The sequence below is a fragment of the Alicyclobacillus fructus genome (genome assembly GCF_017329605.1).
GTDB lineage: Bacteria > Bacillota > Bacilli > Alicyclobacillales > Alicyclobacillaceae > Alicyclobacillus > Alicyclobacillus fructus.
Genome location: NZ_JAFMTY010000003.1, coordinates 150555 through 167166 on the forward strand (window position 1 = coordinate 150555; position 16612 = coordinate 167166).

Below are 16612 nucleotides of genomic sequence, written 5' to 3' on the forward strand. Positions count from 1 at the left end.
AAGTTTGTCATATTTGTCGCCCTTTGTCGGAAAAATGCGAACGGCTTCAATGGGGCCGCCGACGATCTCGGCGGAACAAGCATCAGCGCGCGTCCACTGCAGGCCCTCGACTCTCGGACGCTTCAATGGGGCCGCCGACGATCTCGGCGGAACAAGATCCGGATGACGTTGAAAATGCTCGATATTATGGGCAGCTTCAATGGGGCCGCCGACGATCTCGGCGGAACAAGTCGGTACATTGAGCGACTGTATATCGAACTCTGGGGCTTCAATGGGGCCGCCGACGATCTCGGCGGAACAAGGTGATGGCTGCTTGTTTATGACGTCGAAGAAATTCCTGCTTCAATGGGGCCGCCGACGATCTCGGCGGAACAAGTTCAGCGCGATGTTCAGCGCTTTCTCCCGCGTCTCGTGCTTCAATGGGGCCGCCGACGATCTCGGCGGAACAAGGGCCTTTGAACGACGGATGGCGTTGAGCGATAGCCAGCTTCAATGGGGCCGCCGACGATCTCGGCGGAACAAGGCTATCGCGCCGACTTTGCATCACATCCCGTTCAGCGCTTCAATGGGGCCGCCGACGATCTCGGCGGAACAAGTCCACGCGTCCAAATCGTGGAAGAACTACCGCCGCCGGCTTCAATGGGGCCGCCGACGATCTCGGCGGAACAAGTTTAGATAGGAATACATTGGCATGTGGTCAACGTAGCTTCAATGGGGCCGCCGACGATCTCGGCGGAACAAGGTGTCGCACTCCAATGGCTCATCAACGTTCGGGACCGGCTTCAATGGGGCCGCCGACGATCTCGGCGGAACAAGCCCTCCAGCCGAACTACGATCTATGGGTGGCTACGTCACCCGGCTTCAATGGGGCCGCCGACGATCTCGGCGGAACAAGAAACACTGGTCCTTCAGAGGGAAACCTCTGTCGAAGCTTCAATGGGGCCGCCGACGATCTCGGCGGAACAAGGTAAAGACGACCAGCGGACGGGGCAGTGACGCGATGCTTCAATGGGGCCGCCGACGATCTCGGCGGAACAAGGCTTCTTTCCTGAGGCCGCGCCAGACGCGGCTTTCCGGGCGAAAAACGCGAACCTATCCCTGACCCGCGCTCTGAACCCCTCGCAACTGCTCTCATCATAACCTCCGCGAGCGCAAAAATCCAGTCCTGGCGCGCAATTTTCGGTTTTCGCGAACCCCCCGCACTTTCGCCATCGATTGAGGTTCGCGCAACGCATACCCATCTCGGCATGAAAGTCGCAGGCACGTCAATTCGGCGCTTCATCGCCGAGCAACCATTAGCTTCTGCTCGATGTCTTGCCCCATTCTCCGTCGCTCACGAAGCTTCTCAGAAAGCCGTATAGAGCCCTGCGCGATGGGCCATGCTGATTCTATCACCATTCTTGCAAGCGTCGCGAGGGTTGAGCGGGCTCGCTTCCGCTCTAAAATTACGGCGTCCTGCGCGGGTCGCCCGCGCACCTCGACGCAGAAGGAATGGAATGCCAAAGGGAGGAATCGGGCGTGGAGGACGATTGGCTCATTCCCATTTCTGCACTGGAGCACTACGCCTACTGTCCGCGACAATGCGCGCTGATTCATGTCGAACAAACGTTTCTGACAAACGAACTTACCACAAACGGACATCTCTTGCACCGGCGCGTCGATGAGGATCACGTCTTCTCCTCCAGGGGACACAAGGTCGTCACTGGGTTGCGCGTTTGGTCAGAGAAACTCGGGCTCATCGGCCGCTGCGATGCAGTGGAATGGCATGGCGACGTCCCCTATCCCATCGAATTCAAGCGCGGCAAAGCGCGACGGAGTCGTGCCCAGCAGATTCAGCTCTGTGCCCAGGCTCTTTGCCTTGAGGAAATGTTCAACATACCCGTGCGTGAAGGAGCCATCTTTCACATTCATAGCCATCGCCGATCGCGTCTTCTCATCGACGATGCACTCCGTGCGGAGACGCTCGAGGTCATCGCGAGGGTTCGGGAGATGCTCCAACAGAATGAGGTGCCACCGCCGGTGGCGGATCGGCGTTGCGTGCACTGCTCACTGCAGCCTGCATGCTTGCCGAAATGGAGCAAGTTGCGTTCGGATGCCATTGTGTGGAAAATCATCGAGCAAGACCTCGGAGGTGAAGTTCCATGCCGCCCGTGATGCTGAAGACGCTCTTCGTGCAGCGCGATGGCGCCGTGGTGCGCATTCATCAGGACACCGTCCTGGTCACGCTGGAAGGTGAGACGCTCGCGCGCGTACCTGTGCACATGATCGAGTCCATCGTCGGGATCGGCCGGGTATCCTTCACCGGGCCGCTGTTGGAGCGGTGCGCCGCTGATGGCCGGGCCGTCGTGCGCATGACGCGCGGCGGGCGATTCCTGTATCGAATTGAAGGCCGCATGTCTGGCAACGTCCTCCTGCGCGCCTCCCAGCACGAGGCGAGCCGATCGCCGGAAAAATCGCTTGCCATCATGCGCGCGATCGTCGCTGGGAAGATCCACAATCAGCGACAGCTGATCCTCAAGGCTTCTCGCGACGTCGCAGATCCCGCCGATCGCGCCCTCTGCCGCGATGTCGCTGACGATCTCGCCGTTCAACTCCGTAAACTTCCAAATGCTTCGCACCCTGATGAGGTGCGCGGGATCGAAGGCGTGTGTGCGCGCGGCTACTTTGCGGCTCTACGCCATCTGCTCTCCCCAAGCGTGCGGGAGAACTTCACGTTTGACGGGCGATCTCGCCGTCCGCCGCGCGATCCGGTGAACGCTGTCCTGTCGTTTCTCTACGCTTTGCTCACGCGAGACGCGGAAAGCTCGCTGCTGGGCGTCGGGCTGGATCCGCAGATTGGATTTCTGCACACTTTGCGCCCGGGCCGCCCGTCGCTCGCCCTTGACCTCGTGGAAGAAATGCGGCCGATCTTGGCGGATCGCGTGATGTTGTCTCTGCTGAATCGCCGGCAGCTCCAACCCGACGACTTTGAACGGTTGCCGGGCGGCGGCATTGAGCTTGGGGAGACGGGCCGCAAGGTCCTGTTTTCGGAATGGGACAGGCGAAAACAGGTCGAAATCGAGCACCCATTTTTGAAGCAGCCTGTGCAGTACGGTCGGTTGCTGGACGTGCAAGCGAGGCTGTTGGCTCGCGCCATCCGCTCGCAGGGGCCTGGCTACACGCCGTTTCTCTACCGGGGATAGGAGGTTGGAGGATGTACTACGTGGTCACCTACGATATCGCGACCGACACCCGCGAAGGGCAAAAGCGGCTGCGCCGCGTGGCACAGGCATGTGAGGGGTATGGGCAGCGCGTCCAAAAATCCGTGTTCGAATGCATGTTGGACGAGGTGAGATACGTGGAGCTCGTGCACCGGTTGGGGGATGTGATTCGCCGCGATGAGGACAGCGTTCGCATTTATCGAACGCACGACTTCAGCAAGAACCACTTGGTCGTGTTGGGACGAAACCTTGGGCTGCAGTTCGACGAGCCCTGGACGGTATAGGGAGCGCAACGAGGGATGGGGAGGCGACACAACGGGCGTGTCCGGTTGATCCTTACATCGGTTTGTAGAAGGTGATGGCCGATCATTTGGAAAAGTGAACCTTACCAACGTCGGGAAGGCTTTGTCACAACAAAGATCAACGACGCTCGCTACACAGGACTCGAACGCGCGGCCGCGGGGTCGCTCTCCTGCGGAGGCGGCGCCCTTCGCCTCTCTGGCCCCGCGATGCCGGCCCTTTCACCGCCCCAGCACCGTCCACCAGATCCGCACGCAGGTCGCTGCGATAAGTCCCGCCAAGATGAATCGCAGCCATTTCGCGTCCATTCGCCGCCCCAGCCGGGCACCGAGCGGTGCGCCGACGGCGCTGGCCCATGCCAGCACCAACGCGGGGCCCCACATCACTTCGTGGGCCGCCCATTTCCCCACAAAACCGCCCAGCGAGGCCACGAACGTGATGGCGATGGACGACGCGATGGCCACGCGCGTCGGGATCCGCAGGATGCCAAGCAGAATGGGCATCAGCAGAAACGCGCCCGCGGAGCCCACAACGCCTGAGAACAAGCCGACGAGTGCTCCGAGGCCCGCGGCGAGCGGGCGCGCGTAGGCGATCTCGTCCACCTCGCCGCGCAGCTCGTCCGTTCCAGCCGGGCGCAACATGAGCAGGGTCGCGGCCGTGGCCAGCAGGGCATACACGAGGTTCACGACGTTTTCCGCGAAAAAATGAGCCGCGTAGGCCCCCACGAAGCTGCCTGCGAGCATGGCGAGTCCCATGTCGGCGATGAGGCGCGGATGAAGGTACCCCGATTTGCGATACGCCCACACGGCCGCGAACGAAGCGCAGAGCACCTGCACCGAACTGATGCCGGCCACCTGATGCGCCGTGAATGCCCCGATGCCAAGCAGAGGCGGCAGATACAAGAGCAACGGATACTTGACAATGGCACCGCCCACGCCGACCATACCGGCCAACACCGACCCCGCAAAGCCGATGGCAAGCAGTGCAGCGAACATCTCCCAGCTCACGCGCGTCACCCTCTTGTCCTGTGGATGATACAAGCTATGCGCGCGATCGCGGAATTATACCTTAGGGGGTATATTGACAACGCTCTGGAGGCGCGTATATACTATACCCCGTACCGTACAAATGAGGGCGCCGCTGGATGTGACGACAAGGGAGGCGTACGATAGGACGAGGAGGTGACGAGCATGAGTCAAGTTCGAGGAATGCTTGCGCAGGATCTGGAGGAACGACTGAAGCGAGGCGAGAAGCTGCAGATTATCGACGTGCGCGAACCCGAGGAAGTCGCTTCCGGCATGATTCCGGGCGCGAAAAACATTCCGCTCGGCCAGTTGCCGGAGCGGTTTCGGGAGATTGATCCGCATCAGGAGACCGTCATGGTCTGCCGCAGCGGAAACCGCAGTGAGCGCGCGTGCCAGTTCCTGCTCTCTCAGGGATACTCCAATGTGTGGAATCTGATGGGCGGCATGCTCGGCTGGCGCGGGCCGGTGCAATGAACCCGTCCAGCTATCGAGAGGATCGCAGTTCAAACGGGGAGGAACATCATGGCGAAGAAAGTCGCGATCATTGCTTCGAACGGCGGGCTCGAGACCGCCTACAAGGTGCTCAACATCGCCATGGCGGGTGTCGCCACCGACGCCGAGGTCTCCATCTTCTTCACCTTCGAAGGTCTGAACATCATCCACAAGAACTCGGCGCAACTGCTCAAGTTCAAGCCTGAGAACGAGCCGTTTGCGGAGAACTTCAAGAAGCACAACGTGCCTTCCATTCAGGAAATGCTGCAAATGGCCAAGGAGAGCGGCGTCCGCCTCATCGCTTGCCAAATGACCGTCGATGTCATGGAGCTCAAACCTGAGGATTTCATCGACGGCGTCGAGTTTGCGGGAGCCGTGAACTTCCTCGACTTCGCGTACGACGCTGACGTCACCGTGACCTTCTGAGGTGTTGTCCCGTGTGCACCGCCGCTGCCCGCGCCGAATGCGCGGGCGGATCGCGCGGTCCAATTCGAAGCCATTGAATCAAGGTTCGAACACTACGCCGTGGCCTTTGTGGGCGGCGATGGCATAGAGAATCTACATCACCCTGCTAGGAGGCTGATCCGCTGATGAGCGCGACAGGACAAACGCCGACGTTCACCGTCGACAAGCTGATCGACTGCAAAGGGCTCTCGTGCCCCATGCCGATGGTGCGCACGAAGAAGGCCATCGACGAGATGGAGGCCGGCCAGGTGCTCGAAGTGATCGCGACCGATCCGGGATCGGTGGCCGATATTCGCAGTTGGGCGACGCGAACGGGCCATCAGTACCTCGGCACGGTCGAGAAGGACGGGGTGTTCCGCCATTACATCCGCAAGGCCGCGCCGGATGAGGCGAAGCCGGAGAAAAAGTATCCGCATGTGGCGTCGAATGACGAGCTGGCGGAACGGGTGTCGAAGGGCGATGCGGTCGTGATCGACGTGCGAGAGCCGATGGAATACGCGTTCGGCCACATTCCGGGGGCCGTACTGGTTCCGCTCGGATCGTTGGAATCCCGCGTGGAAGAGCTGAAGGCCTACGCGGACAAGGACATCTACGTCGTGTGCCGCACGGGCAATCGGAGCGACATGGCCTGCCAGATTCTCGCCGATCACGGCTTCACGCGCGTGAAAAACGTCGTGCCTGGCATGTCGGAGTGGCAAGGACCTGTGGAACAGTCGGAGGTGGGGGAATGATGGAACTGACACTGACGGCTTGGACGCCCGCGGAGGTGTATCAACGCATTCTTCGGCGCGAGCCGTTCTTCCTGCTCGACGTGCGCAACGAGGACGCCTACGCGGATTGGCGCATCGAGGGGGACGCCATCGAGGCTTTGAACGTGCCGTACTTCGACCTGCTGGATGGCGTCGACGCGCTCGTTCCGAAGTTGCCCAAGGATAAGGACATCCTCGTCGTGTGCGCGAAGGAGGGTTCCTCCAAGTTCGTGGCGGAAGAGCTCGTGAAAGCGGGACTCCATCGCGTCGCGTATCTGCAGGGCGGCATGCGCGCCTGGAGCGAATACCTGCATCCCGTCAAGGCCGGGGACGTCGAAGGCGGCGCGTTGTACCAGTTCTTGCGCGTCGGCAAGGGGTGTCTTTCGTACGCCGTCGTCTCGAATGGCGAGATGGCCGTGATCGATCCGGCGCGCTTCGTGGACGTGTATCTGCAATTCGCGAAGGAACAAGGGGCGAAGTTGCGCGCGGTCATCGACACGCATCTGCACGCGGATCACATCTCGGGCGGGCGCGCGTTGGCCGAGGCGTCCGGGGCCGCGTATTATCTGCCGCCGGCCGACGCTTCGGACGTGACGTACTCGTATCAGCCGCTGAACGAAGGCGAGGAGATCCGCATTGGCGACAGTCGCATCGCCATTCGCGCCGTACACTCGCCGGGGCACACGCCGGGCAGCACGTCGCTCGTGGTCGACGGACGCTACCTGTTGAGCGGGGACATCCTGTTCGTGGGTTCCATTGGGCGGCCGGATTTGGCGGGGCGTGCGAAGGAATTCGCGCCGGATCTTCGCAGGACGCTGTATGAGACGTACCGCAAGCTGCCTGGCGATTTGCTTGTGCTCCCCGCACACTACGCGTGGGCGTCCGAAGTGAACGAGCAAGGTTTGGTGTGCGCCCGCTTGTCGGAGCTCTACGACAAGAACCCGGGCCTTCAAATTCAGGACGAGGGCGAGTTCTTCAAGACGGTGACCGAGAATTTGCCGCCGCAGCCAAACGCGTATCAGCAGATCCGAATGACGAACATGGGCAAGCTGGCGCCCAATCCGGACGAGGCCAGCGAGATGGAGATCGGCCCGAACCGCTGCGCCGTGCACGGTTGAGTGGAGCGGGCTTGTCGGGAACTTTTTTTGCCCGGATCCATACCCGTGCAGGTATAGGTATGGATCCGGGCGGCAAACTCGGTTTTGAGGGGGAAGCTCGATGGTCGCGCTGAGTGGCTTACAAATCGCGCTTGCCATCGCATGTGGCGGGGTCGTCGGGTTCACGCTGGGGCTCATCGGCGGCGGCGGATCCATCCTGGCCGTGCCGCTGCTCCTGTACGTCGTGGGGATCCACAACGCCCACATCGTCATCGGAACGACCGCACTCGCGGTGGCAGTGAATGCGTGGATCAACTTGATCCCGCATTGGCGGCACGGCCACGTGCGATGGAAGCCCGCCATCCTCTTCGCCATCCCAGGCGCCATCGGGGCGGTCGTCGGTTCGATCTTCGGCAAGATGCTCGACGGCAAGGCGCTCTTGTTCCTGTTCGCCCTGTTGATCCTCGTCATTGCCGTCCGCACGCTGATTCAGGCGAGGCGCGGGGGCGAAAGCGCGACCGTGGCGGGATCGACGGCATCGTTCCGCTGGGGGCGCGTGCTGGCCACGGGCGGCGGCACGGGACTCTTGTCCGGATTCTTTGGCATTGGCGGCGGATTTTTGATTGTGCCTGGGCTCATGTTCGCGACCGGAATGGAGATGATCGACGCCATCGGGAGCTCGCTCGTGTCGGTGGGCCTGTTCGGCGTGACGACGGCGGTGTCCTACGCGGCATCGGGGCTTGTTGCGTGGAACGTGTTCCTGCTGTACGTGCTCGGCGGCATTGCCGGCGGCGTCGTGGGCACGTGGGTTTCGACGAAACTGGGCAACCGGAAATCGCTTCTGCAGACCATCTTCGGCTCGATCCTCGTGCTTGTTGCACTCTACATGTTGTACGATAACATCAGTATCTTGATTCACTGAGGGCGGCTTGGAGAAGCCGCCCCTCCCATACTGCGGCGATAGGGTGGGATTCCTATGCAATACAACGATCAAATGAAGAACCGCCTGAAGCGCATCGAGGGGCAGGTGCGCGGCGTGATCGGCATGATGGAACAGGGCAAGAGCTGTAAGGAGGTCGTCAACCAGCTCACCGCCATTCGCACTGCGGTCGATCGCGTCATCATGTACGTCGTCGGCGAAAACATGGAGCAGTGCATCCGCGAGGAGCTGGCGGGCAAGGGCTCCGCGGAGCACGTCATCCAGGAGGCCATCGAACTGCTCATGAAGAGCCGCTGACCGGTGCGGACATGGCCCCGGTCACGTTTTCATGTAGACGAGCTGCGTGGTCGTCGCCAACAGCTCGCCGTCCTGCGACCACACTTCGCCGATTTGGTCGAAGTAGCCCTGGTGAAAGCGGGTGGCGCGCGCGACGCCCAGCAGCTCGTTTGTGCCTTGGCGGAAGATGGTGTCCGGATCGGCCAGGAAGTAGACGGTGAACGTCACGGTGCCAATCGGCACGGGTCGCTTCAACTTCACGTACACGCGCGGGACGAACGTGTCGCAGAGCGCCGCCAGCGCGGCGTGATCGAGCGGCCGAGGCGGATCGTCCCGCATCCACTGGTACGTCACGGCATCCTCGACGTCGTCCAGCGCCGAGCCGCGGATGAGGCGGACGTGATACCACTGCATCCACGGCAGCGGCGCGGGAGCTTCGAAGCGGGGCACGTCGCCTGGCGTGGGCACGTCAGGCATCACAGCTTCCACATGCGACCAGGAGTCGCGCCTGAGGCCGAAGACGGCGGTGGCGGTGGTGACCACCTCCGCGTCTTGGATCATGGACATGGAGAAGTGCTGCGTCGAGCGATTGGTGCGCGCGACGATCACGTCCACCACAAACGGCCCCACTTTGGCGGGAGCCGCGAAGTTCACCGTGAGGGCCAGCGGCTGGCCGAGGCGTGCCGGGTGCAACATGGCCGCGTTGAGCATCGTCGCGGCGGTGATCCCGCCAAACGGCCCCACCATGTTGTAGTATTCGGGCCTCGTCTCTCCGTGAAACCGTTCGCCGTCGAAGAAGAGCGCCGTCGCTTGATCGAATGGGTGCGTCGCGGATTGAGCCATGGGGTCCTCCTCGAAAACCAATTGACGTCCATCATCTTTGGTTCGTATGTGAAATAGAATATCAAATGAAAAACGAGCGGGAAAGCGCAGCCGTGGTGCGATCGGAGAGCGGGAAACCGAATTGGACCATCAAGATCCGCTGAGGACCTTGACGACCAATCCTAGGAAGATTACGATGGGTGCGTCAGACTGTCCTCATGGCTGCATGGAACCAAGGCTTCCGTTTTGCACCGCGTGGATGGTGCCCCATTTGCGGCGTCTCTTGAGGTTTCTGAGAATTGGGATAGGGATGAAAGTCCTGCCCGTTGGACTGCGTCGTCGCGCCTTCGTGCGCGAATTCATCCAGAGAGGGAAGTGGCACCGTGATCGGCATCGCTTTCCGTTTTGCCGCAGGCGAGCATCCTGTGCCTTTTCAGGATTCGCTCGCGACGGAGATCGAATGGCCCCCTTCGCCGTGGCGGCTGATGTGCGTCATCGCGGCAGCAGCCGCGCGCGTTCATATCCATTCCGCGGAGGCGGAGCGCACACTTGAATCGCTTGTGGAAGCGCTGTCGCTCGAACCGCCGCGCTACACGCTGCCTTCGTGCGCCGAGATCGGCCGGAGAGGCTCGGGCCTAGGCGCCGAGAGCGCTGTCCTGCGGGTATCTCGCCCGTCGGTCCTGCACATTCACTGGCCTCATCTCTCCCTTCGTCCGGACGAATTGGAACTCTTGGAACAGATCCTCGCCCAAGTGCCGGCCGCGTGCTCCGCGGAGGAATGGCTCACGTGCGACGTATCCCACGAGCCGCCTGCGCGCGTCGACGCGCGCCCGTTGCGCCCGGCGGAGGGCGCGGAGGGCGCGGAGGGCCGCGGGCAAGTCGTGATGTGGCTCTGCCCTTTGCCTCCCCACGTGTGGCCTGAATCGCAGGTCCACTCGCCCACGGCGGGGGCAGGCGCGGGGCTCCTCGAGGCTCTGGCCGCCGACGTTCGGCCCGTGAGCGGGGGTGCGCCTGCTGCCGCCCGCCGCGTGCGCTACGTCTTTGCAGATCCCGCGCTGCGCAAGCCTCGCCGGTCGAAGCGCACCTATCGGCAGCTGGCGGCCCGCGAACAGGTGAATGCCGCCCGGTATGCCATCGCGGCCTCGTGCCGCCCGCGCGTGACCGAGGCCCTCGACATCGCGGAGGTCTTCCACCAGTCCATTCTCAGCCGGTATGACGATCGCGCCCAACCCGCTCCGCTCATCATCACGGGACATGAGCCGAACGAGCCGGGCGCCGTCAGCCGGCGAGGGCATCAGCACGTGTTCGTTCTGCCCGAGGATTTGGATCTCGACGGCCTGCTGGATCACGTGCTCATCTACGCTCAGGATCCGTTTCCGGAAGGCGTCATCGCTGCGCTGGAACGCATCCGCACGCTGGTGACGCCCGATTGGTGGCCGGGCCCCAAGCGCCGGTGGCGCGTCTCGCTGGAGGATCTGTGGCGCGTGCCGGAGGCGGCGGACGGCTCGGCGCCGATGCCGGAAGACCTCCTCATTGGCCCCGGGCGCATCTTCCTTTCCATCACGCCCTATCTTCATCCGTGGCACGCCAAGCACGGCGGCGCCAAGTTCGGGCCCATCGAGCAGATTCGAAAGGAATTGAGGCTGCGCGGATTGCCGGAACCCGTGTCCATCACGCCGCTCGCGGCGGCCCACGTCGCGGGTCAGTTGGTGCCCGCGCACAAATTCCGCAGGCTGCGATACGGCAAGCGCCAGAATATCCCCGGACGGTGGGGCTCATTTTGGCGGCTCGAATTTGCCGAGCCGGTGTACGGACCGATCGCGCTTGGCGCCAATTGCCACTTCGGTATGGGGCTGTTTGCGGTGGAGGTGGACGAGGCGGATCGCGCCTACGGCGAAACGGAAGATGCGGAGATGACCTGATGCGAATGAGAAGATGTCGTGTGGATATAACTTACATTTCCTCCTGAAGTCTTCGGGTGGCTTTCCACATAACCGCCTCTTCCTCCGGGAACACGAGGGGAGGAGGTGGTCGCATGTCCACCAGGTTGGCTCGCCTGCTGATGTACGCAGGAATCGCCATCGGCATTGGTGCGGCCGCGACGACGGGGCCCACGGCAGTTCGCGCAGGGGACGGCGCACAGCCCGCGCGCGCCCATCAACCCTCCGTTCTGCAGCCGGCCGCTCTGGAATGGCAAGCCGCGTCTCGCGCTCCGACGGTGTACGGGTTGCGACGCTTTCCGTACCCCTATCGGGCCATGCTGGCCCTTTCGTCGGATGCGGACAGCCAGACGCTCCGCAAATTCAACCTCGTGCACCGGTTCATCAATACCACTGAACGCACACCGCTCGGCCAGGGGCTCGGGCTCGACTACGCGGATTCCTTTTTTGTGTACACGGCGAACGATGAGCGCCATGTCGTGGACGAGATCGGGCGCGTCCCTCTTCAGCGCGAGCTCTCGTACTTCGAGGGCACGAGCCAAGCCCCCTATGGCGCCAAGGCCATCCACGTCTACGTACGCGTCGGGTGGATCGATACCCTCCACACGTATGGCGACTTCAGCCAAGTGGATCAGCGGAAGACGCGTTTTCGCCGCCAGCTCGCCGCACAGGCCGTCGCAGCGCTCAAAGCGAACGGCGACTCGGTCGACGTGTGGACGGATCACGGCAATCGGTCGAATGTCGACAACTTCGGCGCACGCGGACGCAGGAGGCTCTACGCGTACCAGCAAGGGGATCTGCCGGGATCGCCCTATTACCACACGGATCTGACCATCCCATACGGCATCCGCTTCGTGTGGCCGGACATCTCGAGCAATGTGTTCTCGCGGCCGTCGGTCGTGTTTCCGCTGCGCCTCGCGGACGGGCGGAGGGTGTGGGGCTTTTGGCGCTACACGAACGAGCGCTACACGCCCCACGGCGCCGTCGTCTGGAACTGGACGCCGTATGGGCTGAACGAGCAACTGTCCGAGGCCCATCTCGCGCGGCTCGAGGCAGACGGCGGATTTGCGGTCGTGGCGCAGCATCTGTGTGGCACGCCTTACCCAGGCGTCCTGCCGAAGGAGGCGGTGGCCGCGCTCCAGCGGCTCGCGCGCCATGCGCAAAGCGGCAGGCTGCTTGTGGCGCGCACCAGCCGCCTGCTCCATTACAACATCGCCCGGGATCACCTGCGCTACGACGTGACGCACGCCTTCGGCCGCACGTACATCCACATCCGCGCCATTGACGATCCCGTCTTCGGCCCTCACGTCCCCACGCTCGACGAGGTGAGGGGAATCACCTTCTACACCCAGAATCCGCGCCGAACCGTGCTGGAACTTGGCGATCGCCCCGTCGATCCCGCGCTCGTGGTGCACAATCCTTCCGACGGGCTGCACCCTTCCATCGGCATCCGATGGTACCCGCGCGACACGGCCGATCACGCCATCGACGTCCCGGGCGTGTCCTAGGCGCCCGCCATGCGAAACTTCGCGCGCGGCGGCCCCATCCGGGACACGCGCCGCGCCGGGAAGGTCGGCGGCCCAGTATCCTGTAGTATCCCGCCAATACTCTGGGTCGAAAGGGAGGATGTTGGTCATGATGAAGCCATGCCCGCCGATTGTTTGCCCGCCCATCTACGAATACCACGACTGCTACATCTGCCGGGAGGTGCCGGTCATTCAGCCCGTGGTGCGGGTGAATCGCCAGTTCATCGTGAACGTCCCGCGCTACGTCGTGCAGCCCGAGACGAAGAACGTGACGGTCGATCCCGGCTGCCCCGGGGGCAATTGCTGACGACTCGTGACGCCGACGCCCTTGCGCAAGCTCAGTGAATCGGCTGTTCCGCCACAAGCGGAGCGGCCGATTTTTGCTTTCCAACTTCTTGTACGCTGCGGTCCCGGTTACAATGGGGAGAGGGACGCGCCTCCGAGGAATCCGCCTTCCTGCGATGAACTGGCGCGCGGCGCGGAGCGTCTATGGGGCGGATCGCTGCGGCCGAGTCCACGGCGCGCCTGGAAGAGGGCGGACCGACGCTCGCCGACGGAGGTGATGCCCGTTTGGAACAAGCGGACCTCGAACTGATACGCCGAGCGCGGCAGGGCGATCCGCAGGCGATCGAAACCATCGTGCGCAATTATCAGTCCTTTGTATATCGAACCGCCTACGGCATTCTGCAGAACGCCGCGGACGCCGAGGACGCGACGCAGGAGGCGTTCATTCGCGCCTTTCGCTCGCTCGGGCGGCTTCGCGAGGACCGCACGTTTCCGACGTGGCTCGCGCGCATCGCGGTTCGCATCTCGCTCGACATGGTCCAGGCGAAGGCGCGCCGCGCGCAGGATCCCACCGAGGAAATCCACGGGTCCGTTGCCGGAGGAGAAGACGCCGCCTCTCTCCGGATCGATCTGGAGCGCGCGCTGGCCAAGCTCAGTCCCGAGCATCGGACCGTCATCGTGCTCAGGGCGTTTCACGGCCTGGAGTACGACGAGATCGCCGAAGTGCTCGAGATTCCCATCGGCACGGTGCGATCCCGACTGCACCACGCGCGCATGCAGTTGCGCATGTACCTGAGCGGCGAGAGGGGTGATAGCTGATGCAATCGTGCGAGTTCGTGGAGCCCATGCTGTCGGACTATCTGGACGGCCAGCTCGGGACGGACGACGAGGCTCGCGTGGAAGCGCACCTGGCGGTCTGCGCGCGCTGCCGAAATCTTGCCGACGCCCTGAGGAGCGACGAGCGCGCCCTGGTTTCGTGGGCGCGAACCCTCACGGCTCCGGCCGACATGCCGCTGCGCGTGCTGAAAGCGCTGGGCCTGTCGCGCCAAGAGGTGCAGTCGCGGCGGCTCGCGTACGTGTACTTCGCGAGCCTGGCGCTGGGTGTGGCGCTCGTCCTCGCCGCGGTGAGCCTGCCGGTCGCCTCTGCGGCCACCATCCTGCTCCACTTCGCTTTGGCCGTGGTCCGCGCGCTGTTTGCGCTGCCCTGGGCCGTGCACGCCGAGTGGCTGGTCGTCCTCGGCGGGTTCAGTCTGGTGATGCTCGTGCTCTCGCTCACCGGCCTGCGGCGAGCCTTGCGTTGGACGCGAAGAGGGGTCGTTTGGCGATGAAGCGGGCGAAGCGTTGGCTTTTGGCCGCGGCACTCTGCGGCCTTTCGCTCTTGACCGCGGCGCCCGTCGTCGCCCAGGCGTCCGTCGTGGCCAATCAGGGACTCATCCGCACGAGCGCGACCGACGTGTTGCCCGGCCAGTCCGTGGGGGACATCATCGTCGTCGGACACGACCTCACCATCGCGGGGGCGGCCGATCACGTCCTCGTGGTCAATGGCAACGTCGACCTTCTGCCCACCGCCCACGTCGACACCGTGATCGATCTCGGCGGCGAGGTGCGCACCTTGCCCGGCGCGACGGTGCACAAATTGCTTCACGCCACGCTCGGCAACCCGTTCTGGAGTGGCGCCATTGTGGCGAGCCTCGGTGCGCTCGTCGCCTGGATGGGCCTGCTCGTCGCGGGCGTCATCCTCACCGCGCTTCTTACGGTCATCGCGGCGGCCCTGCGCGAAAGCATCGCGGTGCCCCTCGCCGAGCTCGAAAAATCCGCGCGCCGGGCGGGGCTGAGCGGCGTGTTTGTGACGCTCGCCGTCCTCGCGCTCTCGGGGCTTCTCGCCGCGACCCTCGTCGGCATCCCGGTCGCGGTGGCCTGCCTCGCGCTGTACGCGATTGGCGCGACGGTGGGCCTGTCGGTCGTGTCGGTGTGGCTCGGCAGGATGATCGTCGGGCGAGATCGCGCGCAGGAGGTCTGGAAGGCGGCACTGGCCGGCGTCAGCTTCATGGTCGCGTTCTCGAGCATCCCCATCATTGGTCAGATTCTGTTTCTGGTGCTTTGGCTGGCCGGCGTCGGCGTGACCGCCGAATGGCTGTGGCGCTGGCGTCACCGCCGCAAAGCTGATCGCGCCCCGACCTGAGTTGAAACGAACTGAAAGAGCCCTTCCGCCGCGTGTGCGGAAGGGCTCTTTCAACGGACGAAGACGTTGTGCAAGCTGCTCAGCCGCGCGAAGTGCGCTCGGCGCGCCGAGCCGGTTCGGGGGATTTTCCATATCCGAACGGCTTCGCCACCATCCGCGTGAGCGGCATCATGCGCGAGGCGAGCGGCCGCACCGCCGCGCTCGCCAAGAGGCCTACGGCCATTCCGCCGATCACGTCCGTCGGGTAGTGCACGCCGACGAACACCCGCGCGATCATCACGAGCACTGCAATGACCGTGAAGGGTACCGAGATCCACTTCGGCGTGCGCCCCCACGATCCGCCTGCGAATCCCCACGATCCCGCGCTGTGATCGCTCGGAAACGAGGCGTCCGCCGGATGTGGAATCAACTGCGTGTAGGTGCCCTTGGGGAGGACGACAAACGGGCGCGGGCGGAACCAGAGAACGTGTGAGATGACGACGTTCAGAACCAGGGCGAGAATGCCCGAGAAACCGGCCACGGCCAGTTGATTGCGGCTTCGCAGATCCTCCTTCGGGAGCGCGAACCAGTAGGCGATGAACAGCGCCGCGTAGAGCTCAAGCGCGTCCTTCGCGAAAAAGATCATGACGTCGTCGAGGAGCTTGCTCTTGCCGGCAAGGCCGTTGATGAGGTGGTATACGTGTACTTCGAACGGATTCAACAGCGCCGCGTGAATCACGCGATCACTCCTTTCCATCACCGTCGGCATGGACTGGCGCGAGTCGAAAAGAGTTCACGGGCGGGCGAGATCGACCGAAAAATCCTATTGCGGCAACCAAATTGCAAGCAAATTGCTAGAGAGACCAACGAAAGTGAGAGAACTACGCGAGGAGGCTAAACTTACCGGGTACAACAATACGACTTTTTTACAGACAACGTCTCGCTTGGAGATGCGGTTTTTGCGTGAAGGGGACTACCGTAGAGAAAGCGATTGCAAAATCGATTTTGGAGGTCTATAATGCATAGTGTATTTGTTTGATGAACAAATTAAGATGCGAAAAGACCTGCGGTGAAATGTCAAGGGGGTGACGAATGAAATTCGTGTAAGTTCAACTTGAGACAAAGCAAGCCCCCCCTAAGGAGGGTGATTGGAAGTTTCATCCTCTTGGTAGCGAATGTTCCAGGATGTCGGTTAAGGAGTCAGCGCTTAGCCTGTCGCCCGCCTTTCATCGTAAATTTGGCCTTTGCTCAGCAGCGCATAGACCAGTCGCACGAATTTCCGGGCCGTAAGAACTAATCCACGTTTGTGGTGGTGCGTCGTCGCTTCGCGGTAC

The 16612-nt window shown here is 62.9% G+C and carries 18 protein-coding genes and 1 CRISPR repeat array (1 of these 19 running past the window's edge); of the genes, 15 read left to right on the forward strand and 3 right to left on the reverse strand.

Annotated features, from left to right (window positions below; all coding sequences use genetic code 11):
* A CRISPR array of direct repeats spans window positions 1-1039; the repeat unit is 37 nt; unit sequence GCTTCAATGGGGCCGCCGACGATCTCGGCGGAACAAG (it extends 1204 nt beyond the left edge of the window).
* A 479-nt stretch (window positions 1040-1518) separates the two neighbouring features.
* From cas4 to cas2, 3 genes are read left to right on the forward strand one after another with little or no spacing between them, the layout of a single operon-like run.
* A complete protein-coding gene (gene cas4, locus J3481_RS02515) occupies window positions 1519-2154 on the forward strand; it encodes a CRISPR-associated protein Cas4 (protein ID WP_206832545.1) in 636 nt (211 codons plus the stop codon).
* Window positions 2142-3182, forward strand: coding sequence for a type I-C CRISPR-associated endonuclease Cas1c (gene cas1c, locus J3481_RS02520; protein WP_206832544.1), 1041 nt, complete (start codon window positions 2142-2144; stop codon window positions 3180-3182). The genes cas4 and cas1c overlap by 13 nt, the downstream gene beginning before the upstream one ends.
* 11 nt (window positions 3183-3193) lie before the next feature.
* Entirely contained in the window at window positions 3194-3484 is a 291-nt protein-coding gene (cas2, locus tag J3481_RS02525) for a CRISPR-associated endonuclease Cas2 (protein WP_206832543.1), read from the forward strand.
* Between the two features lie 237 nt (window positions 3485-3721).
* Here cas2 and J3481_RS02530 read toward each other — a convergent pair whose 3' ends face one another.
* The gene (locus tag J3481_RS02530; protein ID WP_206832542.1) at window positions 3722-4507 is read right to left on the reverse strand and encodes a sulfite exporter TauE/SafE family protein; all 786 of its coding nucleotides are present in this window, start codon (window positions 4505-4507) and stop codon (window positions 3722-3724) included.
* 183 nt (window positions 4508-4690) lie between these two features.
* Here J3481_RS02530 and J3481_RS02535 point away from each other — a divergent pair, with 183 nt between their 5' ends.
* From J3481_RS02535 to J3481_RS02560, 6 genes are all read left to right on the forward strand, one after another.
* Window positions 4691-4999 carry a rhodanese-like domain-containing protein gene (locus J3481_RS02535; RefSeq protein ID WP_206832541.1) on the forward strand — a complete coding sequence of 103 codons (309 nt, stop codon included), beginning with the start codon at window positions 4691-4693 and terminating at the stop codon, window positions 4997-4999.
* A 48-nt stretch (window positions 5000-5047) separates the two neighbouring features.
* A complete protein-coding gene (locus tag J3481_RS02540) occupies window positions 5048-5443 on the forward strand; it encodes a DsrE/DsrF/DrsH-like family protein (RefSeq protein WP_206832540.1) in 396 nt (131 codons plus the stop codon).
* A gap of 164 nt (window positions 5444-5607) precedes the next feature.
* The gene (locus J3481_RS02545; protein ID WP_206832539.1) at window positions 5608-6213 is read left to right on the forward strand and encodes a sulfurtransferase TusA family protein; all 606 of its coding nucleotides are present in this window, start codon (window positions 5608-5610) and stop codon (window positions 6211-6213) included.
* A complete protein-coding gene (locus tag J3481_RS02550) occupies window positions 6210-7349 on the forward strand; it encodes an MBL fold metallo-hydrolase (RefSeq protein ID WP_206832538.1) in 1140 nt (379 codons plus the stop codon). Before J3481_RS02545 ends, J3481_RS02550 begins: the two co-directional genes overlap by 4 nt.
* A 100-nt stretch (window positions 7350-7449) precedes the next feature.
* Window positions 7450-8250, forward strand: a complete 801-nt coding sequence (locus J3481_RS02555) for a sulfite exporter TauE/SafE family protein (RefSeq protein WP_206832537.1) — start codon at window positions 7450-7452, stop codon at window positions 8248-8250.
* 54 nt (window positions 8251-8304) lie between these two features.
* A complete protein-coding gene (locus J3481_RS02560; RefSeq protein WP_206832536.1) occupies window positions 8305-8565 on the forward strand; it encodes a metal-sensitive transcriptional regulator in 261 nt (86 codons plus the stop codon).
* Window positions 8566-8586: 21 nt separating this feature from the next.
* On the opposite strand, the gene J3481_RS02565 is transcribed toward J3481_RS02560, so the two are convergent.
* A complete protein-coding gene (locus J3481_RS02565) occupies window positions 8587-9387 on the reverse strand; it encodes an acyl-CoA thioesterase (protein WP_206832535.1) in 801 nt (266 codons plus the stop codon).
* A 362-nt stretch (window positions 9388-9749) separates the two neighbouring features.
* On the opposite strand from J3481_RS02565, the gene csb2 reads away from it, so the two are divergent.
* From csb2 to J3481_RS02595, 6 genes are all read left to right on the forward strand, one after another.
* Window positions 9750-11288 (forward strand): type I-G CRISPR-associated protein Csb2, encoded by a 1539-nt coding sequence (csb2, locus tag J3481_RS02570; protein WP_206832534.1) that lies wholly within the window; start codon window positions 9750-9752, stop codon window positions 11286-11288.
* A 113-nt stretch (window positions 11289-11401) separates the two neighbouring features.
* A complete protein-coding gene (locus J3481_RS02575) occupies window positions 11402-12814 on the forward strand; it encodes a hypothetical protein (protein ID WP_206832533.1) in 1413 nt (470 codons plus the stop codon).
* Window positions 12815-12941: 127 nt separating this feature from the next.
* The gene (locus J3481_RS02580; RefSeq protein ID WP_206832532.1) at window positions 12942-13139 is read left to right on the forward strand and encodes a hypothetical protein; all 198 of its coding nucleotides are present in this window, start codon (window positions 12942-12944) and stop codon (window positions 13137-13139) included.
* A 182-nt stretch (window positions 13140-13321) separates the two neighbouring features.
* Window positions 13322-13936 (forward strand): RNA polymerase sigma factor, encoded by a 615-nt coding sequence (locus tag J3481_RS02585; RefSeq protein WP_236011015.1) that lies wholly within the window; start codon window positions 13322-13324, stop codon window positions 13934-13936.
* Window positions 13936-14445, forward strand: a complete 510-nt coding sequence (locus J3481_RS02590; RefSeq protein WP_206832531.1) for a zf-HC2 domain-containing protein — start codon at window positions 13936-13938, stop codon at window positions 14443-14445. The genes J3481_RS02585 and J3481_RS02590 overlap by 1 nt, the downstream gene beginning before the upstream one ends.
* On the forward strand, window positions 14442-15299 hold the full coding sequence (locus J3481_RS02595; RefSeq protein WP_206832530.1) for a hypothetical protein: 858 nt from the start codon (window positions 14442-14444) through the stop codon (window positions 15297-15299). Before J3481_RS02590 ends, J3481_RS02595 begins: the two co-directional genes overlap by 4 nt.
* 79 nt (window positions 15300-15378) lie before the next feature.
* Here the strand turns inward: J3481_RS02595 and J3481_RS02600 are convergent, their stop codons facing one another.
* Window positions 15379-16017 (reverse strand): undecaprenyl-diphosphatase, encoded by a 639-nt coding sequence (locus J3481_RS02600; protein ID WP_206832529.1) that lies wholly within the window; start codon window positions 16015-16017, stop codon window positions 15379-15381.
* Between the last annotated feature and the right edge of the window lie 595 nt (window positions 16018-16612).